The sequence below is a fragment of the Oricola cellulosilytica genome, from assembly GCF_019966575.1.
GTDB classification, from domain to species: Bacteria; Pseudomonadota; Alphaproteobacteria; order Rhizobiales; family Rhizobiaceae; genus Oricola; species Oricola cellulosilytica.
In genome coordinates this window covers 252,047-273,455 of record NZ_JAINFK010000001.1, presented here as the reverse complement: position 1 = coordinate 273,455, position 21,409 = coordinate 252,047, and the positions used below count along the sequence as shown (strand labels likewise).

The 21,409-nt window shown below is 58.0% G+C and carries 20 protein-coding genes and 2 tRNA genes; 13 read left to right on the top strand and 9 right to left on the bottom strand.

Annotation, left to right across the window (positions count from 1 at the left end; all coding sequences use genetic code 11):
- Positions 1-60 precede the first annotated feature (60 nt).
- The 3 genes from LC298_RS01240 to LC298_RS01230 all read left to right on the top strand — a co-directional run bounded on the left by LC298_RS01240 (position 61) and on the right by LC298_RS01230 (position 1,346).
- Positions 61-137 (top strand) — tRNA-Arg (locus LC298_RS01240).
- A gap of 79 nt (positions 138-216) precedes the next feature.
- Positions 217-636, top strand: coding sequence for a DUF1330 domain-containing protein (locus tag LC298_RS01235; RefSeq protein ID WP_131565389.1), 420 nt, complete (start codon positions 217-219; stop codon positions 634-636).
- Positions 637-875: 239 nt separating this feature from the next.
- Positions 876-1,346 (top strand): chemotaxis protein CheW, encoded by a 471-nt coding sequence (locus LC298_RS01230; RefSeq protein WP_131565391.1) that lies wholly within the window; start codon positions 876-878, stop codon positions 1,344-1,346.
- Between the two features lie 119 nt (positions 1,347-1,465).
- On the opposite strand, the gene LC298_RS01225 is transcribed toward LC298_RS01230, so the two are convergent.
- The 7 genes from LC298_RS01225 to LC298_RS01195 form a co-directional block, all read right to left on the bottom strand.
- Positions 1,466-1,657 (bottom strand): hypothetical protein, encoded by a 192-nt coding sequence (locus LC298_RS01225; protein WP_131565393.1) that lies wholly within the window; start codon positions 1,655-1,657, stop codon positions 1,466-1,468.
- Complete coding sequence (locus tag LC298_RS01220; RefSeq protein WP_131565395.1) at positions 1,647-2,990, bottom strand: amidase; 1,344 nt, start codon at positions 2,988-2,990, stop codon at positions 1,647-1,649. Before LC298_RS01220 ends, LC298_RS01225 begins: the two co-directional genes overlap by 11 nt.
- Entirely contained in the window at positions 2,980-4,398 is a 1,419-nt protein-coding gene (locus LC298_RS01215) for a TRAP transporter large permease (protein WP_131565397.1), read from the bottom strand. Before LC298_RS01215 ends, LC298_RS01220 begins: the two co-directional genes overlap by 11 nt.
- The gene (locus LC298_RS01210) at positions 4,395-4,979 is read right to left on the bottom strand and encodes a TRAP transporter small permease subunit (protein WP_131565398.1); all 585 of its coding nucleotides are present in this window, start codon (positions 4,977-4,979) and stop codon (positions 4,395-4,397) included. Before LC298_RS01210 ends, LC298_RS01215 begins: the two co-directional genes overlap by 4 nt.
- Positions 4,980-5,056: 77 nt before the next feature.
- Positions 5,057-6,193, bottom strand: a complete 1,137-nt coding sequence (locus LC298_RS01205) for a TRAP transporter substrate-binding protein (protein WP_131565400.1) — start codon at positions 6,191-6,193, stop codon at positions 5,057-5,059.
- A 415-nt stretch (positions 6,194-6,608) separates the two neighbouring features.
- Positions 6,609-6,684 (bottom strand) — tRNA-Thr (locus LC298_RS01200).
- Between the two features lie 241 nt (positions 6,685-6,925).
- Positions 6,926-7,888: an NAD(P)H-dependent flavin oxidoreductase gene (locus LC298_RS01195; RefSeq protein WP_131565402.1), complete on the bottom strand. Its 963-nt coding sequence runs from the start codon at positions 7,886-7,888 to the stop codon at positions 6,926-6,928.
- Positions 7,889-8,166: 278 nt separating this feature from the next.
- Here LC298_RS01195 and LC298_RS01190 point away from each other — a divergent pair, with 278 nt between their 5' ends.
- A complete protein-coding gene (locus LC298_RS01190) occupies positions 8,167-9,273 on the top strand; it encodes a hypothetical protein (protein ID WP_131565404.1) in 1,107 nt (368 codons plus the stop codon).
- Positions 9,274-9,279: 6 nt separating this feature from the next.
- Here the strand turns inward: LC298_RS01190 and ppk2 are convergent, their stop codons facing one another.
- Entirely contained in the window at positions 9,280-10,173 is an 894-nt protein-coding gene (gene ppk2, locus LC298_RS01185; protein ID WP_131565406.1) for a polyphosphate kinase 2, read from the bottom strand.
- Positions 10,174-10,355: 182 nt separating this feature from the next.
- Here ppk2 and LC298_RS01180 point away from each other — a divergent pair, with 182 nt between their 5' ends.
- The 7 genes from LC298_RS01180 (at position 10,356) to phoB (ending at position 18,357) form a co-directional block, all read left to right on the top strand.
- Positions 10,356-11,639, top strand: a complete 1,284-nt coding sequence (locus tag LC298_RS01180; RefSeq protein WP_158284684.1) for an ATP-binding protein — start codon at positions 10,356-10,358, stop codon at positions 11,637-11,639.
- 126 nt (positions 11,640-11,765) lie between these two features.
- Positions 11,766-12,758 carry a substrate-binding domain-containing protein gene (locus tag LC298_RS01175; protein ID WP_131565410.1) on the top strand — a complete coding sequence of 331 codons (993 nt, stop codon included), beginning with the start codon at positions 11,766-11,768 and terminating at the stop codon, positions 12,756-12,758.
- Positions 12,759-12,839: 81 nt separating this feature from the next.
- The gene (gene pstC / locus LC298_RS01170) at positions 12,840-14,228 is read left to right on the top strand and encodes a phosphate ABC transporter permease subunit PstC (RefSeq protein WP_131565412.1); all 1,389 of its coding nucleotides are present in this window, start codon (positions 12,840-12,842) and stop codon (positions 14,226-14,228) included.
- Positions 14,221-16,032 (top strand): phosphate ABC transporter permease PstA, encoded by a 1,812-nt coding sequence (gene pstA, locus LC298_RS18160; protein WP_131565414.1) that lies wholly within the window; start codon positions 14,221-14,223, stop codon positions 16,030-16,032. The genes pstC and pstA overlap by 8 nt, the downstream gene beginning before the upstream one ends.
- 69 nt (positions 16,033-16,101) lie before the next feature.
- A complete protein-coding gene (gene pstB / locus LC298_RS01155) occupies positions 16,102-16,869 on the top strand; it encodes a phosphate ABC transporter ATP-binding protein PstB (RefSeq protein ID WP_223385537.1) in 768 nt (255 codons plus the stop codon).
- A 55-nt stretch (positions 16,870-16,924) separates the two neighbouring features.
- The gene (phoU, locus tag LC298_RS01150; RefSeq protein WP_131565418.1) at positions 16,925-17,647 is read left to right on the top strand and encodes a phosphate signaling complex protein PhoU; all 723 of its coding nucleotides are present in this window, start codon (positions 16,925-16,927) and stop codon (positions 17,645-17,647) included.
- Between the two features lie 17 nt (positions 17,648-17,664).
- Positions 17,665-18,357 carry a phosphate regulon transcriptional regulator PhoB gene (gene phoB, locus LC298_RS01145; RefSeq protein WP_131565420.1) on the top strand — a complete coding sequence of 231 codons (693 nt, stop codon included), beginning with the start codon at positions 17,665-17,667 and terminating at the stop codon, positions 18,355-18,357.
- Between the two features lie 35 nt (positions 18,358-18,392).
- On the opposite strand, the gene LC298_RS01140 is transcribed toward phoB, so the two are convergent.
- Positions 18,393-18,926 (bottom strand): GcrA family cell cycle regulator, encoded by a 534-nt coding sequence (locus tag LC298_RS01140; RefSeq protein WP_131565422.1) that lies wholly within the window; start codon positions 18,924-18,926, stop codon positions 18,393-18,395.
- A 331-nt stretch (positions 18,927-19,257) separates the two neighbouring features.
- Here LC298_RS01140 and LC298_RS01135 point away from each other — a divergent pair, with 331 nt between their 5' ends.
- Together LC298_RS01135 and argF are read left to right on the top strand one after the other, a co-directional pair.
- Entirely contained in the window at positions 19,258-20,445 is a 1,188-nt protein-coding gene (locus tag LC298_RS01135; protein WP_131565424.1) for an aspartate aminotransferase family protein, read from the top strand.
- Positions 20,446-20,490: 45 nt separating this feature from the next.
- Positions 20,491-21,408, top strand: coding sequence for an ornithine carbamoyltransferase (argF, locus tag LC298_RS01130; RefSeq protein ID WP_131565426.1), 918 nt, complete (start codon positions 20,491-20,493; stop codon positions 21,406-21,408).
- Position 21,409: the final 1 nt, after the last annotated feature.

Below are 21,409 nucleotides of genomic sequence, written 5' to 3'. Positions count from 1 at the left end.
AAAGGACTACCAAGCCGCCTCTATGCGGATCGCGTCCTACGAGGCGCAAACGTCCGTTGCGCGCCCGTAGCTCAGCTGGATAGAGCACCAGACTACGAATCTGGGGGTCAGAGGTTCGAATCCTTTCGGGCGCGCCATCTCTTAGATCTCAGGTTTACTGATTTTCGGCCCTTTGGTCGTGTGGTCGAACATTCATTTGCAACGCCGGAGGACTGCATGACGCGATACGTCGACCCCGAGCGAGCGAGATTCGGTGCGTTTCGCCGACTGCCCGACGACGGCCCCGTCCATATGCTCAATCTCGTTCGGTTGCGTAATCGCGCAGCCTATGCCGATGGGCGGGAGACAACCGGAGCGGAAGCGTACCAAGCTTATGGCCGCGAGAGTGCGCGGATCTTCAAGCGCGTCGGCGGACGGATAGTATGGTCGGGAGACTTCGCGTTAATGCTGATCGGGCCAGAAGACGAAGTATGGGATCATTGCTTTATCGCGGAATATCCATCCGCGCGCGCATTTGTCGCGATGGTAAAGGACCCCGCTTATCAAGACGCGGTTATCCATCGGCAGGCTGCGGTGGAAGATTCCCGGCTGATCCGGCTTTCGCCACGCGCCAATGGAGAAAGTTTCGGGAGTTGATCCGGCGCCGTCAGATTATGAATTCCTTAAACCTTTCTCGTCAGATTTGGCGCTGCGGGCATCTCTCTGTCATGTAGGCTGACAGCGCTTTGGCGGGCCCGAATGCGCACCCAACTCAAACAATTTCAAGTCGCGGGACGAATCTCCCGAGCGTCCGTGCTTTCACGGAATCGGAGTTCGCTTCGATTTCGGCTTAGAGCCGTTGGCCGGTGGCATCAGGATCGGGATTGGAGAAATCTATGGAATCAGAAAACGAAATCACGCGCGAACAGACCGTCGAAATTATTTCATTTCGTCTGGGCGAGCAGGTCTACTGCGTTGACATCATGGTGGTCCGCGAAATTCGCGGCTGGGCTCCATGCACCCCGATGCCGCACGCGCCTTCGCATATCTTGGGTGTGATCAATCTTCGCGGATCGGTGATCCCGGTTATCGATGTCGCCGTGCGCATCGGACTTGAACCGGCCAATCCGACCGAGCGCAGCGCGATCATCGTTATTGATCAGGGCAAGAAGCTGGTTGGACTGCTGGTCGAGAATGTCTCGGACATGATCACCGTCAAGCAGTCGGACATGCAGCCGGTTCCGGACGTTCTCCCACCATCAGAACGCGCGCTCGCCAAGGCCATCGTCGCCACTGGCGACCAGATGATTTGCTTCCTCGATCCTGATCCCTTGATTGGCGTCGAACTGGAAGAACTTGCAGCCTGAGGGTTGGCGAACAGCACCATGAAATTAGGGGTGGAGCGATCCACCCTTTTTTCGTTCAGGGTTCACGCTTCGCGGAGATTCAATCGAAGCTGGTACTCGCGATCATATTCAACAGACGGTCAGTTGTTGTTTTTCTCTCGAAAATTGCGAATGAAATCGTAGCCGGCCAAGCCCAAGGTCAACGCGATCACCGCTCCGAGATCAGCCCTCGGCACCGTAAAGAAAAGTATTGCCAGAAAACCGGTCAGGATTGCGTACGCCACAATGGCCAGTATCATGTTGCGCATCGTCTTCTCCGTTTCAGTCCCCATTGCCAATCCGCTCAAACAGCCATCGCGCCGTTCGCAACAGGCGACCGTCCTGGCCTTTCGGGCCGACAATTTGAACGCCCATCGGCATCCCGTTCTCAGCCTCAAACACAGGGATCGTCACTGTCGGCGTTCCGCAAAGTGTCCATAAACCATTGAATACCGGGTCTCCAGTTGTCTCAAGTCCTAAGGGAGCGGCGCCGGGCGCTGACGGCGTAATGATTGCATCGCAGCGCTCGAAAATCTCGTTAAGCCCGGCATTGAAGACCTTCGGCCAGTCGAGTGCGGCGATATAATCGGGCGCGCAAATGCCCCGACCGCTCTCGATAGCCCCGAGAATCGTTGGCGAAAGGGAGTCTCGTCCCAGCTTAAGGTATCGGGCATATGATTTCGCCATCTCGGCCAGATTGATCGTTTCCCGGATCCGCTGCGAATCGGCGAATATGGGGGGAAGCTCGATCTCGAAACACTGGTTACCCAATAACGCGGTCAATTCGTCGAAGGCGGCTTGCGTGTCATCGTCGGCGGCCTCCCAGAACGGTGTGCGCACAAACGCGAACGTCGGACGGACCGGCGGATCGGACTTGGCATGATCGAGGAGCTTTGGCGGCGGAGAGGGTCTAGTGGCCGGATCTGAGGGGTCGGATCCGAATAGTGTGTCCCCTAAGAAAGCGGTGTCGCCGATGTTTCGCGCGAACACTCCGACCGTATCGAGACTCGGCGACTGATTGAGGACGCCTCGCCTCGAGACCGCACCGAACGATGGTTTGAAGCCCACCACGCCGCAGAATGCGGCCGGCCGGATGATGGAACCGCCGGTCTGCGTGGCAACGGCCAAGGGCACCATGCCGGCTGCAACTGCCGCCGCCGATCCTGCAGATGAACCCCCTGGCGTGTGTTCCGGACCTGCCGGATTACGTGTGGCAGACGGATGCATGAATGCAAGTTCTGTTGTCACGGTCTTGCCGAAGATAATTGCGCCGGCTGATTTCAGCTTCTCAACGACAGCGGCGTCGTTTTCCGGTATGCGACCCTCGTCGATCGGACAGCCATTTTCGGTAGGGATCCGGGCAGTGTCGATGATGTCTTTGAGGCCGACAGGAACGCCGTGCAGCGCGCCGAGCGGCTTCCCGGTCTTCCGATAGGAATCCATGGATCCTGCCTGGGCGACAACAAAATCCGCGTCGAACCATGCCCACGCGCCTACATGGTCATCGCGTTCCTTCACTCGCTCGATGCATGCATGCGCGAGTTCAACGGCCGTCAGCGCTCCGCTCGCAATTCGGTCGCGCATTTCAAGGGCGGTAAGATCGGCGACCGACGCCTTAGCGGCCATATATCTGTTCCGGCAGGTAGAACACGATCTGCGGCGCCAGGTAGACCACAGCCATCGAAAGGAAGACCATGAAAAGGAACGGCATGACCCCTTTGAAGATCTGCGTGAGGCGGATTTCAGGTGGCGCTATCCCCTTGAGGTAATATGCCGACATCGCCATGGGCGGAGTCAGGAAAGAAGTCTGCAGGTTGAGCGCCACGAGGATGCCGAAAAACAGCGGATCGATGCCGAAAATCTCCAGCAGGGGAAGGAAAATCGGCACGAAGATGATGATGATTTCCGACCATTCCAACGGCCATCCCAAGAGGAAGATGATCAGCTGTGCCAGCAGCAGGAATTGTAATGGCGTTATGTCGAGGCCCGTGACAAATTCGGTGATGACGTGCTCGCCGCCAAGATAGGAGAAAACGGACGAGAACGTATAGGAGCCGACGAACAACCAGCACACCATCGCAGTCGTGCGCACAGTCAAATAGACCGATTCGCGCATGCGCTGGAACGTCATCGCTCGATAGGCAAAGGCGAGCACGATACCCCCGAGCGCGCCGATGGATGCCGCTTCGGTGGGTGTCGCCAGACCGAACAGGATGGATCCGAGCACCGCGAGAATCAGAAATGCCAGCGGGAAAAAAGACGTCATGATCATAACGACAAGCTTCAGTTTAGGCACATCCGGAACCTCGTCGTCCTTGGGACGAGGTGCCGCGCTCGGCTGGAGGATCGACCGGCCCACGACATAGAGCAGGTACAGTCCGACGAGAAGAAAGCCTGGAAGCAACGCACCTGCATATAGCCGGACGATCGAGACGCCGGATGCGGCCGCGTAGACAATCAGCATGATGGACGGCGGGATCAAAATTCCGAGCGTGCCGCCAGCGCAAATGATCCCCGAGGCGAACGATGGGTCATAGCGCGCTCGCAGCATCGCCGGCAGGGCCAGAAGCCCCATCAACGTCACGACGGCGCCGACAATGCCCGTAGCTGTGGCAAAGAGCGCGCATGTGATCAGCGCTGCTACGCCCATGGACCCCGGCACGTTCTTTGAAGCGATGTTCAACGTCGTGAACAGCCGATCGACGATGTTCGCGCGCTCGACGATGTACCCCATGAACAGGAACAGCGGCACCGCGGTCAGCACCTCGTTCGACATCACGGTGTAGGTTTGGTTGACGAATAGATCGAATATCCGGTTGTTGAAGAAGCCGTCGATCCAGAGACTCGTGCTATCCCACCAAGTGGCCGTCTCGTCGAGCCGATTGAAACCGCGCCACATTCGCGCCCCGTCGAAATAGGCGTAGTAGCCAAAGCCGATTCCCATCGCCATCAGCGTAAAAGCGATGGGAAACCCCAGAAAGACCATGAATATGAAGAGCCCCAGCATCAGGAGGGCGATTTGGGGATCGGTCATACGTGGCCGTCCTTCTCTGCTGCGGTTGCTTTGGCAATGAGGGCGTCTTCGGTCTCCTGAATGTCATCCTCCGGCTCCAGCCACTGGCCGGTGCGTATACAGATTATGCACCGCATCACCTGGGCGATTCCCTGAATGAACAGCAGGATTCCCGCTGCCACCATGACGGACTTGAACTGGTAGATCGGAATGCCCGCCGGGCTGTTGACGCTCACCTCGGTGTAGCTCCACGATCGGGCTGAATATTTCCACCCGGCCAGGATCAGCGCCGTGATGCCTGGAAAGAAGAAGATTAGGTATAGGACAAGGTCGACCAAAGCTTGGGTCTGGGGTTTCCAAAGCCGGTATATGAAGTCGCCCCGGACGTGGCCCCCGCGCGAAAGTGTGTACGCACCGCCCATCATGAACAGGCTTCCATACATGATGAAGGAGACATCCAGCGACCACGATGTCGGGCTGTTGAGGACGTATCGAACAAACACCTCATAGCCCGTGCCGGCCGCCATCAGAATGATCAGCCAGGCAAATGCCTTGCCGAACCATGCCGAAAGGCTGTCCGCAAAACGAATGAAACCGGTCATTTCTCCCCCGTATTCATCGCAAGACCCCGGCAGCCGTGCCGCCGGGGCCTTGATAAATCAGTCCGCTGGCACGCCTTTTAGAGTTTGAGCTTGCCCGGGAAATAGTGATCATAGGCCAGGGCGTAGTCCGGCGCGTTCATCAACTCGTAAAAGCCGACTTTCTCTACCCATTCGCGCTGACTGTCGAGGCATCGCTTCATGAATTCGTCCTGTTCCAGTTCGGTAATCAGCCCATCCCATGCTTTCAACTGGGCATCAAGAATCTCCTTCGACGTCCTGTGAACGGTGACGCCCGCCTCGTTCTGAAGCCATTGAAGGTCATCGGAATACCGGCGCATCGCCTTGGCGGTATTGGCTGTCGACACCGCCTCGACTCCGTACTTCAGGATTGCCTGCAGATCCGGTTCGAGATCGTCCATAAAGTCCTTGTTGAACAGGAACTCGAAGCTTTCGGAGGCCTGGTGGTAGGACGAAAGGTAATAGTTCTTCGCCACGTCCTGCGCGCCGAAATCCTTGTCGGACGATGGATTGTTGAATTCGAAGGCATCGATAACGCCGCGCTCCATCGCGGGAACGATTTCACCGCCGGGCAATTGCGCGACAGACATCCCCATCGACTGCATAAGGTCGGCAGCAAGGCCAACGGTCCGGTATTTGAAACCTTCCAGATCCGCCGCCGTGTTGACCTCGTTCTTGAACCAGCCAAACGGCTGCGCAAACATCGGGAAGCCCATATAACCGTAGACATTCAGGCCCATGATGTCCTGCGTCAGTTCGCGGTAAAAGTCCGCGCCGCCGCCTTCATAGAACCACGACATCATCGTTGTCGCAGATCCGCCAAAAACTGGACCCGTCCCAAAGAGCGATGCAGCCTTGTTCTTGCCGTACCAATAGACCGGAACAGTGTGTGCGGCATCGAGAAGCCCGTCATTGCAGGCGTCCATAACCTGGAACGCCGCGACCACCGCTCCGGCCGGCAGAACGTCGACTTTCAGGCGCCCACCCGACATTTCCTCGACGCGTGTTCCGTAGTCTTTCGCGAACTCGTCCCAGATGTTTGACGCCGACCATGACGTTTGCATCTTGACCACGAGTGGTGCCTGCGCGAGCACGGCTGGCGCCGCGAGCGTGGTGCCTGCAGCAACGCCGCCGGCAAGTGCGCCCTTCTTCAAGAATGAGCGGCGCGACAGGTCGCGTTTCGTGTGATTGTCCATAATATATCCTCCCATTGCCCCGTGGCACATCTCGCCGGGCGGGGAGATAATAGATGAGGTCGTCCGGATGACAAGTTCGCCGGCACCCCATTTGATTAGACGAAAGTCTTAGCTTCGGGGCGATTTTTCGCTGTAATCGATTAAATCAAAGGAGGACACGTGCGATCGGCTTGGCTCATGCCATTGGAGCTTAGGCTGGCGCGGTTTGATTCTTTGCTGCTCCTAGGGCCGGTTAATCCGTTTCGCTTGTAGCGGAAACAGAGAGGTCAAACTCGCGGGCGGCTCTGATTCGGGTCGGACACAATTACTTAATTTCGAAAATCGGACGCCAGCGGAACCAGTGCTGAAATATCTGTCGTCTAACCTGCTCTTGGGAGAGGTCAAAGCCCAACAGATGGACAGGGGGTTAGCTTGATGGTGCCGCATAGGTGACTCGAACACCTGACCCCATCATTACGAATGATGTGCTCTACCAACTGAGCTAATGCGGCCCGTGGCGTCGGTCGTCCGCGCCAATGATCTGCCGCGATTTACTGATAATGCCGCCCGAATTCAAGGGTGATTGCGTTACCGGGATCGGCGCGTACCCGTTTTCCTGCGTCCAAGTCGACAAATTCGAAAAAACATGACCCGACTCCCATGGAAACAAGATCGAACGTCTGATGGCAGTCAACGGTTCGTTAACTCGTATCCAGGCATCGAACCGTCACAAGGTTACCATGCGGATCGCGGCTACCCGCAGATCATCGTTCTTGCCGCTTGGTATTCGCGGTGAAGTCGTCCTACGAGATCGGCGACCGGCTGAATCTCCTTCACTGCCCCGATGCCTTGGCCACATCCCCAGATGTCTTTCCAAGCCTTGCTGCCTGGCTGGGACGCCTTCGAGAAATCCATCTTCGAGGGGTCGGCCTCCGGCAAATTTTCTGGATCCATTCCAGCCTTTGCGATTGACGGTTTTAGATAATTGCCGTGGATGCCGGTGAAGTAGTTTGAGTAGACGATGTCCTTTGCGTCGCTCTCGACAATCATTTCCTTGTAAGCATCCACCGCCCGTGCTTCGCAGGTTGCGATGAATGGCGATCCGATATAGGCGAGATCCGCCCCCATGGCCTGCGCGGCGAGGACCGCACCGCCATTGGCGATTGCCCCGGAGAGGAGCAGGGGGCCGTCGAACCATTCACGAATTTCCTGGATGAGCGCGAAGGGAGAATACGGCCCGGCATGGCCGCCGGCGCCTGCTGCGACCGCAATGAGGCCGTCCGCACCTTTGCGGATAGCGGAGTTGGCGTGCCTGTTGTTAATGATATCGTGCAGCACGATCCCACCATAGGAATGGATCGCCTGATTTACCTCCGGCACTGCGCCGAGTGAGGAAATGACGATTGGAACCCTGTATTTGACGCACAGTCCGAGGTCGTGCTCGAGACGTTTGTTCGAGGTGTGAACGATCTGGTTGACCGCAAAGGGCGCAGCAGGATTATCCGGATTTTTCTGATTGTGATCCGCCAAAGCTCCGGTGATTTCGGCGAGCCACTCATCCAGTTGGCTCTCAGGACGCGCATTGAGCGCGGGAAACGACCCCACAATTCCGGCCTTGCACTGCGCCAGCACCAGCGGAGGATGAGAGACTATGAACAGTGGAGCGCCGACGACCGGCAACCTGAGATTGTCCTTTAAAACCGACGACAGCGCCATTTCCCACTCCAGTATTTTGACGTTTGCGTAAACGTAAGGCCTATCAGACTATGAAACTCTGGCAAGTGGATGAAGCGGTATTCTATGCTGTCGTGACCCATAACGGCGGGCGCATCGGCACGCGCTTGATGAACACGACTGCCGCTCGCCGCGCCTTTCATTGCTCCGACAAGTATGGCAAATGCCCGAGCGGCGCCCGCAAGGTTCCGCGACGACAGCTGCGCACGGAACCATTTTTCGTGTTGAGGCTTCCTGCAGACCGAAACGGATTGAGACCGGTGAGTGATCTAGAAACAGCACTGAAAAATGCGCTTGCTAAGGGCGACGTCTCCAATGAGGCTTTTCGGAAGCGAGTCTATCGCGCTGCCGCAACCGCCTTGGAGCGCAGATCCGAGAATCGCGGCGAGATCGATCCTCAGGAAGTCGCCGCCCGCCAGAAGAGACTGGCCGCCGCTATTCGCTCAACCGAGGCGGAATATGCCGCCGCGGACCGTTCCCAACCCTTCTCAACCCAGGCATTCGGACCGGAGGAGCTGATGCCAGAGGTGCGTTCCGATGTGAGCGCCGCGCCCGAGCGCAAAGACGAGCCGGTGCTTACGGCTGCGCCGCGCGATAGGCACACGGCACCTGGGGGCCTTGCCGTTCGTCCTGAAGAGCGCGAGCGATCCGGCGGGAACGAAAAAGGCACCTCTCCAGCGAGGAGAAAGTCAGCAATTCGGCGAGCCCCCTTCGCCACGATACTGACAGCAACGGTTCTGGTGGGACTGGCTATCCTCGGGGCGTGGTGGGTCATTTCCACGGGCGCGTACCGGTCCATCGCCGAGCGCGACGCGTCGGTTCCAAATCCCCCGCTGCAATTGGAAAACGAGAGTTTCGAAGGAGAGCGCCGCTCGGAGAACCTTTCAGCGCCGGCGCGGGTCTCGCTCGACCCGGAAGATGGTCAAGGCTGGATTTCGCTGTTCGAACCGTCCGACCCCACAACGATCTCGCTGGAAGGCAGCGCCACTGCGGCAATTGACGGGAATGCGTTCGGACATTTCGCGCGTATTGTTTCACCGGATCAAGAGAGCGCGATCATCATCGACATTCCACCGGGTACTTTGCAGAGCCTAGCCGGAAGGACGGCTCAGTTTTCCGTCACCGCCAGATCGGGTGAGGATGCGCCGACGCAGATTTCGATTACCTGCAATCTCGCCGAACTCGGAGATTGCGGACGGCTACGTTTCAACGTCACCCAGTCCGACAATGAGTTTCTGTTCCGGGTGGAATTACCGGAATCTTCAAGCATATCGCGGGCTGGAGAACTTCACATTGTGACGGACCTCGACGAAGAAGCGCGTGCGGTGAATCTTTCCTCGGTTCGAGTTCGCGAATTCGACGGGTAGCAGGCTCTAGTCCGGGCTGCGATTGGCTACGGCAACCATTGGCCCAGAGCCAATGATTGCGGCGTCCGGTTCGCCGATCGCTTTCCGATCCTTCCCGTCGAAATCTATATTGATCAGAAGGTGCCGAAGCACCTCAATGCGGCCACGGCGCTTGTCGTTCATGCGCACCACGGTCCACGGCCCGTGTTCCGAGTGCGTCGCCGCCAGCATCGTGTCGCGCGCGCGGGTGTAGTCATCCCATTTCTGCATGCCGATGATATCGATGCTCGAGAGCTTCCAATGTTTCAGCGGGCTGTGCCTTCTGTCATGAAAGCGTTTCAGCTGTGTCTCCCGGCCGATGTTAAGCCAGAACTTGAAGAAATGAATGCCTTCGCCGACGATCATCTTTTCGAATTCCGGCGCATCCGCCAGAAAAGCCTGATGCTCTGCCGGCGTACAAAACCCCATCACCGGCTCTACGCCGCCGCGGTTGTACCATGACCGGTCAAAACTCACGAGTTCCCCGGTAGTGGGAAAATGCTCGACATAGCGCTGAAAGTACCATTGGCCGCGCTCCACGTCTGACGGCTTGGAAAGTGCGACATTTCGTGCAGTGCGCGGATTAAGAAATTCGTGAAGGACGCCGATCGACCCGCCCTTTCCGGCCGCGTCCCGCCCCTCGAAAACGGCGATGACACGTGCCCCCGTGTTCTGCATGTGGGTGTGGAGGTTGACGAGCTGGACCTGAAGTGCGGCGATTTCTTTCTCGTAATCCTTTCGCTTGAGCTTCTTCTTGTAGGGATAGCCCCCTGCGGTTATGTCGTGATCGTCAACCCAATCCGGCAACTGCGGATCGTCGATGTCAAACACCTTCGTTTCCCCGTCGACTTCGACTTCAATGCGCCGGTTGTCTGCTTTCATGTTCCTGCGATGCTCTCTTGAGTGCCGGTCATCAAGCGTACGATTTGCGGGATATGCCGTCCAGAGATCTGCAAGCTTTCCGTTCTCAGTCGGTTAATTACGCGATGGAGAACTCCAACATTCAGCGATCCGACACACACAACCCATCGCCCGATTCCGATGACCGACACTCCCTTATCCGCATGTTTCTCAGGCGTTTGAGGTCCAACCGCTATCCGGTGGCCGTGGCAACAGGGCTGTTTGCAGTGCTGTACGTGGCCGGATCGCTTTCGCTCCTGGCGGTCCTCGCATGTGTTGTAGCTGTAATTGCAGCATTCGGGGCTGCTCCGGTCGGAATCGTCGCGGCGTCACCGGAAGAACGTCAGCCGGAAGTGCCTCTGGCCCATGACCGCAAGCGCAGCGACGTGCTGCTCGATAGCTTGCCGGATCCAATCCTGCTTCTCGATTCCGAGGGCACTGTACGGTCTCTCAACGCGGCCTCGCGTCAGGTGTTCAACAACACTATCCAGCCAGGCTCATCGGCGCTCACCCGTTTTCGCAATCCCGAACTCTTGTCGATGATAAAGCGCGCTCTTGCCGGGGAGACCCCGGAGCCCGTCGAGATCGTCGAAAGGTACCCCATCGAAAGGTGGTTCCAGGCTGCGATCGTTGCTCTTCCCGCCGAATGGGAGGACGACGAGCCGTTCCTGCTATACCTGCGCGATCTGAGCGAGATGCATCGTCTCGATCGTATGCGGTCTGATTTCATCGCCAATGCCAGCCACGAACTGCGGACGCCGCTCGCCTCATTGAGCGGGTTCATTGAGACGCTGTCCGGACCTGCGCGCAATGACGCGACCGCTCGTGACCGTTTTTTGGCGATCATGCAGGAGCAGGCTAACCGAATGTCCCGGCTAATCGATGACCTTCTGTCTCTGAGTCGTCTTGAGACGGCCTCCGGGCGCACGGAGTTCCAACTCCTCAATATTGCCGAGGTGCTTCGTCACGTCGCTGCTTCGCTGGCCTCTCAGGTCGAAGAGGTAGATGTGACCCTGAATGTTGATTTTGACGCTGTTGAAGATCCCGGATGCCGAGTTCGCGGAAGCCGTGACGAACTGATCCAAGTCTTCAGTAATCTTCTCGAAAACGCTATCCGGTACGCGGCAACTGGAAAAATGATAGATTTCCACGCCGAGCGCGTGGACGATGGTGGCGCGCAAAGTGTGCGCGTCATCGTCCGTGATTATGGTCCGGGCATCGCCGAAGACCACATTCCGCGGCTGACCGAGCGGTTTTATCGGGTCGACGTCGAGTCGAGCCGGGCAAAGAAAGGCACCGGTTTGGGCCTGGCGATCGTCAAACACATTCTGACCCGGCATAGAGGGCGTCTTTCGATAAGCTCGGTGCCGGGAAGGGGGGCCTCATTTGTTGCAACGCTTCCCACAGAACCTGTCCATGAAGCGAGCGGTCGCCAAAAGCGTAGATAAAACAACAGGCTGAATTGTCATAAAACTGTAGTCATACCGTCATAAAAGCTCGTTTGACCAACTATAGAAACCCGATTGTCCGGCTGGACCGGTGTTGTGTCACGAATGCCCACATGGGAGAGAATTATGAAGACCTTCAAAATTGCGCTTGCTGCAGCAGTCGCCGCCTCGGCGCTGACAACCGTTGCACAGGCTCGCGACCAAATTCAGATCGTTGGCTCGTCGACGGTGTTCCCGTTTACGACCGCAGTTGCTGAGAAGCTCGGTCAGGGCGGCCAGTTTCCGACTCCAGTTGTCGAATCGACCGGCACTGGCGGTGGCATGAAGCTGTTTTGTGCAGGAGTTGGTGAAGGTACCCCTGATTTCACCAATGCGTCGCGTGCGATCAAAGACACCGAACTGAAGAGCTGCCTGGACGCTGGCGCGACCCCTATTGAAATTAAGGTCGGGTTCGACGGCATTGTGTTGGCAAACTCCAAGAACGGCCCGGCAGTCGAACTCACCAAGGAGCAAATCTTCCAGGCCTTGGCGAAGAACGTCGTTGTTGACGGCAACGTCGTTGCAAACCCGAATGTGGATTGGTCGGATATCGACTCTTCTCTTCCGGCCACGAAGATCGAAGTGCTCGGCCCGCCGCCGACCTCCGGCACGCGTGACGCGTTCGTCGAACTGGTGATGGAAGAGGCATGTCAGGACGGGATCGAAGAAGGCGCTTGCACGGAAATCCGCGAAGACGGCGCCTTCATCGAGGCCGGCGAGAATGACAACCTGATCGTCCAGAAACTCGAGGCAAATCCGGATGCATTCGGGATCTTCGGCTTTTCCTTCCTTGATCAGAATGCCGACAAGCTGCAGGGTGCATCGATCGGCGGCGTCGAGCCGACCTTCGAAAACATCGCATCAGGCGACTACGGCGTGTCACGTTCGCTCTTCATCTACGCGAAGAAAGAGCACGTCGGGGTGATCCCTGGCATGGAGGAGTTCATCAGCGAGTACACCTCGGACGCTGCCTGGGGTCCCGAGGGTTACCTCGCAGATAAAGGTCTGATTCCGCTTCCTGACGATGAGCGCGCCAAGGTTGCCGCGAAAGCGCGGGCGCTCGAAGGTATGTCCATGTAAGGCATGTTGCGCGGGCGGCCTTGGCCGCCCGTCTTCGGTTGAGCCGCGAGGCTGCAGACAAGAAACGGGCGCGAGTCTTCGATGATTTCCTTGCTGACCTTGGCAATGCTTGCGTTCGTGTGTGTAGCTTTCTTTCTTGGCCGCCGTCAGGCCATAATGAGGGCCGGCAGAGCAGGCCGCAAACTTCATTCACGACCTTCCTATCACGGCATTTTTCTCGCACTTGTATCTGCGGGACCCGCACTGCTGCTGATTTTGTTCTGGAGTTGGCTCGCGCCAATCGTTGAAGGGAAGGCGGTCCTCTCATTATTCGCCGATCAATTGGCCGACATGGGTCTGCCCCAGCAAGAAGCTTTCTTGCGCGATGCGCGTGCTCTCGCGTTCGGGGGTATCGTCGGCTTCAGCGATCAAACCAAGGAAGCGGCGGCCGAGGTCTTTGGCAATCTCCATCGTTGGAGCAACGCCATTCTTGTCACGCTGGCGCTGTTTCTGGCCCTCGCGGGGTTCGTGTACGGTCGTGGACGGATCGACGTTGCCTTTCGGGCCCGCCATGTCGTCGAGCGGACCTTTCGTGTGTTTCTGATTGTTTGCTCGACCGTGGCGATCGTGACGACCATCGGGATCGTGCTTTCGCTACTCTTCGAATCAATTCGTTTTTTTCAGAAGGTCCCCTTTTTCAACTTTCTTTTCGGACTGCATTGGAGCCCGCAAGGCGCGTTCACTGGCGCGGGCGCGGAGGCGACAGGTGCAAACGCGGACGTGTTCGGAGCGGTACCTCTCTTTGCCGGCACGCTCTTGATCACCGTTATTGCGATGGCTGTGGCAGCCCCGATAGGCCTGATGGCAGCCATCTACCTTTCGGATTACGCTTCTTCTCGGGTCCGTGCCTTTGCCAAGCCCATGCTTGAAATCCTCGCGGGTATCCCGACGGTGGTCTATGGTTTCTTTGCCGCGCTGACGGTTGCACCCTTCTTCCGGCGCACAGGCGAGGCGGTCGGACTCGATGTGTCGTCGGAGTCCGCCCTGGCGGCCGGCGTGGTCATGGGCATCATGATCATTCCGTTCGTGTCGTCGCTTTCCGACGATGTGATTAATGCCGTGCCGCAATCGCTTAGGGACGGATCAGCCGGACTCGGAGCAACGAAATCCGAAACTATCCGGAAGGTTGTTCTCCCGGCTGCGCTGCCGGGGATCGTGTCGGCGCTCTTGCTCGCGGTAAGCCGGGCGATCGGTGAAACCATGATTGTTGTCATGGCGGCCGGTTTGGCGGCCAACCTCACGGCCAACCCGCTCGAAGCGGTCACGACCGTCACCGTGCAGATCGTCACGCTGCTTGTCGGAGACCAGGAGTTCGATAGCGCCAAGACGCTGGCCGCTTTCGCGCTCGGTCTCGTTCTCTTCGCGATCACTTTGACGCTGAACATTGTCGCGTTGCGCGTCGTCCAGAAATACCGGGAACAATATGACTGACACCCTCGTCGCAAGTCCCCCCCGTCCGGCCGGCGACCTGCATACGAATGATAATGCGCGGCGGCGTCTAAAGGCGCGCTATGGCGCCGAAAGCCGCTTCAAGTGGATCGGGGCTGGCGCTGTCGTGCTCTCAGGACTTTTTCTTCTGATCCTGCTCTCGACGATTGTCACGCAGGCGCTACCCGCATTTCGTCAGAATTACATCGCGCTTCCGCTGGATTTGTCACAGGTGAAAGTCGATGAAGGCAACTTCCAGGGCATAGTCCAGGATGCGCTTTACGACCGATTTCCGGAGGTCGAAGGACGCCAGGACCGCAAGTTGTTGCGTGGTCTGATCACTTCGGGCGCCGGCGTCATGCTGCGGAAGGAGGTCGAGTCGAATCCGTCGATCGTCGGTTCCAGTTTCGAATATTCTGTTCCGCTCGACGACTTTGCGGATCTTTATCTTAAGGGTCTGGAAGCAAGGAAAGACGCGCCCCTTTTCCCCGATGCAAAGGCAACGCCGTCAGCGACGACAGGCGAGGTCTCGGTTGTGGCGGAGAGGAGCGGTTTTGCGCCTGTTCTGGAAGCCATCAAGGCCGATCTTCTCCGGCAGGCAGAACTGCTTGAACGCAATGCGGAGCGGCTCACCGCGGCCGCCGAACGCGATACCAGCCGTGTGACGTCATTCGAGGAGCGTCTGGCTGAAACCGAGGAGCAGGACGCTCTTCGGCGGCGTACGCAGCAGATCGAGGATTTGCGTGCCCGCATCTCCTCCTTTGAAGCCGATGCGCAGCGTTACGAGCGTGACGCCGCGACGCTGCGCGAGCGGGCTTCGAAGGCATCCGGAAGCGAGCCGCTGACCGATCAATTCGCCAGCTACCTGGTCAACATCAATGACGGGGTGATGATCGTCAAGGAGGTCGAAGCAGATGTCGCACGCGGCCAAGTCGTCATTCCTTTTTCCAGCGTCGAGTCTGCCCGGTCCGGCGAATGGAGTCTCGTGCGGATCCCGAAGCCGGAATCTTTCAGGAAAATCACTGACAAGGAGATCGTCTGGATTGATCGCCTAAACGACAACGGACGGATCGAGTCCCGCTTGAACACCATTTTCCTCGGCACCGGAGCGAGCCGCGAACCGGAACTTGCCGGCATATGGGGAGCGGCTGTCGGATCCGCACTGACGATGATCGTCACGATGCTGCTGTCGTTTCCGATCGGCGTTGCAGCAGCGATCTATCTTGAGGAGTTCGCCCCGAAAAACCGCTTCACGCAATTGATTGAGGTGAACATCAACAATTTGGCCGCCGTGCCATCGATCGTGTTTGGACTGCTCGGTCTTGCGGTATTCCTGAACTGGTTCGCGATGCCGCGGTCGGCTCCTCTGGTTGGCGGCATGGTGCTCGCGCTAATGACCCTTCCAACCATCATCATCGCGTCGCGGGCGGCGCTGCGTGCCGTTCCACCTTCGATCCGCGAGGCGGCGCTTGGTATCGGCGCATCAAGGATTCAGACCGTAATGCATCATGTTCTGCCGCTTGCGATGCCGGGCATATTCACCGGAACGATCATCGGGATGGCGCAGGCGCTGGGCGAAACCGCTCCGCTCCTGATGATCGGAATGGTTGCATTTATCGTCGACATCCCGGGCGGCTTCACCGACCCTGCCACCGTGTTGCCGGTACAAATCTACATGTGGGCTGATTTCCCCGAGCCTGCGTTCCAACAAAAGACATCCGCCGCTATTCTGCTACTTCTCGTATTTCTGGTGGTCATGAATGCCGTCGCCGTGCTGCTGCGCCGGCGCTTCGAACGCCGGTGGTGAATGATGGAAATGAGTGAGATGAAGATTCAGTCCGCCGAAACATCTGCCGGTGCACCCGCGCTCGATGAAATGCCGAACCGCCCAACGAAAATGAAAGGGCGGAATGTCAATGTCTTCTATGGCGCGAAACAGGCGCTGTACGCCATTGACCTCGACATTTACAAGAATCAGGTCACGGCACTGATCGGGCCTTCGGGATGCGGAAAGTCGACGTTCCTGCGCTGTCTTAACCGCATGAACGACACGATCGACATCTGCCAGGTGACAGGCGACATCAGGCTGGACGGCGAAGACATTTATGGTCCCAATATCGACGTGGTCGAACTCCGCGCTCGCGTCGGGATGGTGTTCCAGAAACCGAATCCGTTTCCCAAGTCCATCTACGAGAATGTTGCTTACGGCCCGCGCATTCACGGCCTCGTGAAGGGCAAGGCCGACATGGATGCACTGGTCGAACGGAGTCTGCGCAATGCCGCCCTCTGGGAGGAAGCGAAAGACCGGCTCCATGAGGCGGGAACCGGCCTGTCGGGCGGCCAGCAGCAGCGTCTTTGCATTGCGCGCGCCATTGCAGTTTCGCCCGAAGTTATCCTGATGGATGAGCCGTGTTCGGCTCTCGACCCGATCGCAACCGCTAAGGTGGAGGAACTGATCGACGAACTTCGCGAAAACTATACGATCGTTATCGTGACCCACTCGATGCAGCAGGCTGCGCGTGTTTCGCAGCGAACGGCAATGTTCCATCTGGGCGAACTGGTTGAGGTCGGCGACACGAAAACCATCTTCACCAATCCGTCAGAAAAGCGGACGCAGGATTACATCACGGGACGGTACGGCTGATCGGCAGGTCGGACCGAGAGCCGCACCGGCAACAGCGCCAGGGAAGGAACGACCGATGGTACAATCGAGCCATACGGTAACCGCATTCGAAGAGGACATGAAATTCCTCGCCCACAAGATCGCCGAAATGGGTGGTCTCGCCGAACGCATGGTCGAAAACGCGATCCGCGCCTTGATCAAATCCGATCTCCAGCTTGCGCAAAAGACCATCGCCGACGACGCCCAACTGGATGAAGCGCAAGCGCTTCTCGATGAAAAGGTCGTACTGATCATCGCTCAGCGCCAGCCGATGGCGAGCGATCTGCGCGAGGTCTTTTCGACGATCAGGATTGCTGCGGATCTTGAGCGCGTTGGTGATCTGGCGAAGAACATAGCCAAGCGCGTAGTGGCAATTTCGGAACGGGGCCACTCGGTCAATCTGGCTCGCGGGATCGAGCATCTGGGCGACCTTGCGCTGGCCCAGATGAAGGAGGTGCTCGACGCATTTGGCTCCCGATCCGTGACGCGCATCAACATGATTCGTGACCGGGATGACGAGATCGACGCCATGTACACGTCTCTCTTTCGCGAATTGCTGACCTACATGATGGAGGATCCCCGTAATATCACCACATGCACGCATTTGCTGTTTTGCGCAAAAAATATTGAGCGTATCGGCGATCACGCCACGAACATTGCGGAGTCCGTCTACTATATTGTGACCGGTAAGCACTTGGCCGCCGACCGGCCAAAGGAGGACAAGACCCACCGGATCGTGATTGGCGAAGCGGACGGCTGATGCACCGAGGAACCCGAATGAGCAATCAGCCCAAGGTGATGGTGGTAGAAGACGAGGAGGCGCTGGGAGTTCTCCTCAAGTACAACCTTGAATCGGAAGGGTACCGCGTTGACACCGAACTAAGGGGTGACGAAGCGGAAATCGCGTTGCGCGAACATGTCCCCGATCTTCTCATCCTCGATTGGATGCTGCCCGGTTTGAGCGGCATCGAACTGTGCCGGCGTCTGCGAATGCGCACTGAGACGCAGCGCCTGCCCATCATCATGCTGACGGCCCGCGGCGAGGAAAGCGAACGCATTCGCGGATTGGCGACCGGTGCCGACGATTATGTCGTTAAACCGTTTTCCACGCCCGAACTGATGGCCCGGGTTAAAGCGATGTTGCGGCGCGTACGACCCGAAATCGTGGCGAACGTCCTCAGGGTCGGGGAACTTGAACTCGATCGCGAGACCCATCGGGTCTACCGCAACGGCCGCGAGATCAAGCTTGGACCGACGGAATTTCGTCTGCTGGAGTTCTTCTTGCAGGCGCCTGGTCGCGTCTTCTCTCGCGCGCAGTTGCTGGATGGAGTTTGGGGCGAGGATATTTACGTCGACGACCGCACGGTTGACGTTCACATCGGCCGTCTCCGCAAATCCATCAATATTGGCAAAACCCGCGATCCGATCAGGACCGTGCGCGGAGCAGGGTACTCGCTCGAAGCCGTCTGAGCGAAGGGCGCCGAAACGCTATCTCGGATATTTGTTCAGCGCGAGCGCTTGCGCTCGGAGGAGGGCTGAAAGGCCAAGCGCGCGTGATACTTGCAATAGGGTGACGATTCTTCCGACTGGTGCCCGCAAAAGTGGAACTCGTCTGTAAGCGGATCGCCCTGTGGCCACTTGCATGTGTTCTCGTTTAGATCGACCAATGCCACATGCTTGGAGATTGGAACAATAATGTCTTCGATCGGCCGATGATCTGCTTTGGCAAGTGTCTGAAGCCCGACCTCGCTTTTCACCATTGTTGCGCCTACCGCATGCGTGACGGTTGTCGTGCCGCCGCGGCCGCCGCCACTGTAGCCGCCATTGCGTGGCGCGGAGGGCCTGGGTGCGGAAGGGCGCTTCATTTTGGGTGCCCCCGAGGACGGCGACTTCGCCCGTCCGGAAAGCTTCAGCCGATGAACCTTGCCGATAACCGCATTGCGGGTCACCCCGCCGAGTTGCGCCGCAATCTGGCTCGCGCTCAGGCCGTCGGTCCAGAGTTTCTTCAGGAGTTCAACGCGTTCGTCTGTCCAGCTCACTGACCTCTCCATTCAGTTTTCAGCGCAGAATCCTCCTCCGATGCTCGGTTTACTCAAAAAACCGGCTTCCTTACGCGAAACTTTGGAGTTTTTTCTGCGCGGTTTTCCCGCACGCCCATTAACTACTATGGCTGCTGACTCGCTGACAAGAGTCGCGGTCCGGCGGTGAATCCGATTTCCCGGTTTTCAACAACTTGCGTTTCGACGCTGTTTTTCGCAGCGAAAGTCTGACCCCGGGCCATAATTGACACACTGACTGCTCACACAATAAAAATGGTCAGCCGCCACCACGTGCGGCTTTTTTCATTTCCGGCACCATTGGGACAAAACGATGACCGACCCCTCACCGCTATTCGAGACATATGCGCGGGCCGATATCGCCTTCGATCGAGGAGAAGGGGCGTGGATCATCGACACGAAGGGCGAGCGCTATCTCGATTTTGGAGGAGGTATTGCCGTGTCCGCCTTGGGACACGCGCATCCCCATCTCGTTGCAACACTGCGCGAGCAGGCGGAAAGACTCTGGCACACGTCCAACCTTTACGAGATTCCCGACCAGACGCGGCTCGCTCAAAGACTGGTTGATGCCACCTTCGCCGACAAGGTGTTTTTTACGAATTCCGGCGCCGAGGCACTCGAGTGCGCGATCAAGACGGCACGGCGGTACCATTACGTGAAAGGGCACCCGGAGCGCTGGCGGATCCTCAGTTTCGAGGGGGCTTTTCATGGGCGAACGATTGCGACCATCGCGGCTGGCGGCCAGAAGAAATACCTGGAAGGTTTCGGGCCCAAGGCCGACGGGTTCGACCAGATACCCTTTGGCGATCATGAAGCGCTGAAAAAGGCAGTAACAGAAGAAACCGCGGCGATCCTGATCGAGCCGGTTCAGGGTGAGGGGGGCATCCGCTCAGTGCCGCCGCAGTGCCTGCGTGGATTGCGAGATCTGTGCGACAAACACGGCATCCTGCTCATTTTCGATGAAGTGCAATGCGGCATGGGGCGGACCGGTAAGCTGTTTGCCCACGAGTGGGCGGGGATCACTCCTGACATTATGGCTCTTGCAAAGGCCTTGGGCGGAGGCTTTCCAATAGGAGCATGCCTCGCAACCGGAGAGGCGGCGAGCGGGATGGAGCCTGGGGTCCACGGCACCACGTATGGCGGTAATCCGCTTGCCATGGCGGTGGGAAATGCGGTGCTTGATATCATGCTCGAGGACGGGTTTCTCGAGGGCGTGCGCGACAAGGCAAATCGGCTGAAGCAGGGGCTCGCCTCAATTGCCGACAGATTTCCCGCCGTGATCGAAGAGGTTCGCGGAGAAGGTTTGATGCTTGGGCTCAAATGCGTGGTCCCGAATACGGCCCTTGTGAAGGAACTTTATGCAAACCATATGTTGACCGTTCCGGCTGGCGACAATGTCGTGCGCATCCTGCCGCCGTTGACTTCCACCGACGAAGATATCGCAGCTGCGTTGGAGCGACTCGAGGCCGCTGCCGCGAAACTGTCGGTAGAGGCCGCGTAATACACGGGGGCTTCTACGGACGCCAAACGATTTGGAACCGGATTTATGAACGATCGGAATTTTCTTGATATATCGGCGCTCGCGGCCGACGAATTGCGGCTGATCCTCGAGACCGCGAAAACACGCAAGGCCGCGCACAAGGCGGGTTTGGCTGACAAGCCTCTCGAGGGCAAGGCGCTCGCGATGATTTTCGAGAAGCCCTCAACCCGCACTCGCGTTTCGTTCGATGTCGGCATGCGCCAGCTCGGTGGCGAGACGATCATGTTGACGGGGACGGAGATGCAACTCGGCCGGGACGAAACGATCGCCGATACGGCGCGGGTACTGTCGCGTTACGTCGACATCATCATGATCCGCACGAAAGAACATGAGCGCATGCTGGAAATGGCGGACGCGGCAACCGTGCCGGTCATCAACGCCCTGACGGATGATACCCATCCATGTCAGATCATGGCGGACGTGATGACCTATGAAGAACATCGCGGTTCCATCGCAGGTCGCAAGCTTGCGTGGTCCGGGGATGGCAACAATGTCCTGCATTCGCTCATTGAAGCGGCACCCATGTTCGGTTTCGATCTCGCGGTGGCAGTTCCGGAAGGTAACGAGCCCGCCGAACGCTACGTCGACTGGTCGCGGGCAAAGGGGGGCGCAGTGGATGTCGGTCACGTCCCCGAAGCCGCCGTGGCCGGTGCGGATTGTGTGGTGACCGACACCTGGGTTTCGATGGGACAGGAGGAGAGGGCGCGCGGGCACAACATCTTCATGCCCTATCAGGTTAACCAACGGCTGATGGCGCACGCCAAGAAAGAGGCCTTGTTCATGCATTGCCTGCCTGCCCACCGGGGCGAAGAAGTCACCGATGAGGTGATCGACGGGCCGCAGTCGGTGGTATTCGATGAAGCCGAGAACCGCCTTCATGTCCAGAAGGCGATCATTGCATGGTGCATGGGCGCGGAGACCTGAC

What these genes read in the sequence shown, in the direction of transcription:
- LC298_RS01235 (WP_131565389.1), top strand. Translation starts at nt 217, where the DNA reads ATGACGCGATACGTCGACCCCGAGCGAGCGAGATTCGGTGCGTTTCGC.
- LC298_RS01230 (WP_131565391.1), top strand. Translation starts at nt 876, where the DNA reads ATGGAATCAGAAAACGAAATCACGCGCGAACAGACCGTCGAAATTATT.
- LC298_RS01225 (WP_131565393.1), bottom strand. Translation starts at nt 1,657, where the DNA reads ATGGGGACTGAAACGGAGAAGACGATGCGCAACATGATACTGGCCATT.
- LC298_RS01220 (WP_131565395.1), bottom strand. Translation starts at nt 2,990, where the DNA reads ATGGCCGCTAAGGCGTCGGTCGCCGATCTTACCGCCCTTGAAATGCGC.
- LC298_RS01215 (WP_131565397.1), bottom strand. Translation starts at nt 4,398, where the DNA reads ATGACCGATCCCCAAATCGCCCTCCTGATGCTGGGGCTCTTCATATTC.
- LC298_RS01210 (WP_131565398.1), bottom strand. Translation starts at nt 4,979, where the DNA reads ATGACCGGTTTCATTCGTTTTGCGGACAGCCTTTCGGCATGGTTCGGC.
- LC298_RS01205 (WP_131565400.1), bottom strand. Translation starts at nt 6,193, where the DNA reads ATGGACAATCACACGAAACGCGACCTGTCGCGCCGCTCATTCTTGAAG.
- LC298_RS01195 (WP_131565402.1), bottom strand. Translation starts at nt 7,888, where the DNA reads ATGGCGCTGTCGTCGGTTTTAAAGGACAATCTCAGGTTGCCGGTCGTC.
- ppk2 (WP_131565406.1), bottom strand. Translation starts at nt 10,173, where the DNA reads ATGAAAGCAGACAACCGGCGCATTGAAGTCGAAGTCGACGGGGAAACG.
- LC298_RS01180 (WP_158284684.1), top strand. Translation starts at nt 10,356, where the DNA reads ATGTTTCTCAGGCGTTTGAGGTCCAACCGCTATCCGGTGGCCGTGGCA.
- LC298_RS01175 (WP_131565410.1), top strand. Translation starts at nt 11,766, where the DNA reads ATGAAGACCTTCAAAATTGCGCTTGCTGCAGCAGTCGCCGCCTCGGCG.
- pstC (WP_131565412.1), top strand. Translation starts at nt 12,840, where the DNA reads ATGATTTCCTTGCTGACCTTGGCAATGCTTGCGTTCGTGTGTGTAGCT.
- pstA (WP_131565414.1), top strand. Translation starts at nt 14,221, where the DNA reads ATGACTGACACCCTCGTCGCAAGTCCCCCCCGTCCGGCCGGCGACCTG.
- pstB (WP_223385537.1), top strand. Translation starts at nt 16,102, where the DNA reads ATGCCGAACCGCCCAACGAAAATGAAAGGGCGGAATGTCAATGTCTTC.
- phoU (WP_131565418.1), top strand. Translation starts at nt 16,925, where the DNA reads ATGGTACAATCGAGCCATACGGTAACCGCATTCGAAGAGGACATGAAA.
- phoB (WP_131565420.1), top strand. Translation starts at nt 17,665, where the DNA reads ATGAGCAATCAGCCCAAGGTGATGGTGGTAGAAGACGAGGAGGCGCTG.
- LC298_RS01135 (WP_131565424.1), top strand. Translation starts at nt 19,258, where the DNA reads ATGACCGACCCCTCACCGCTATTCGAGACATATGCGCGGGCCGATATC.
- argF (WP_131565426.1), top strand. Translation starts at nt 20,491, where the DNA reads ATGAACGATCGGAATTTTCTTGATATATCGGCGCTCGCGGCCGACGAA.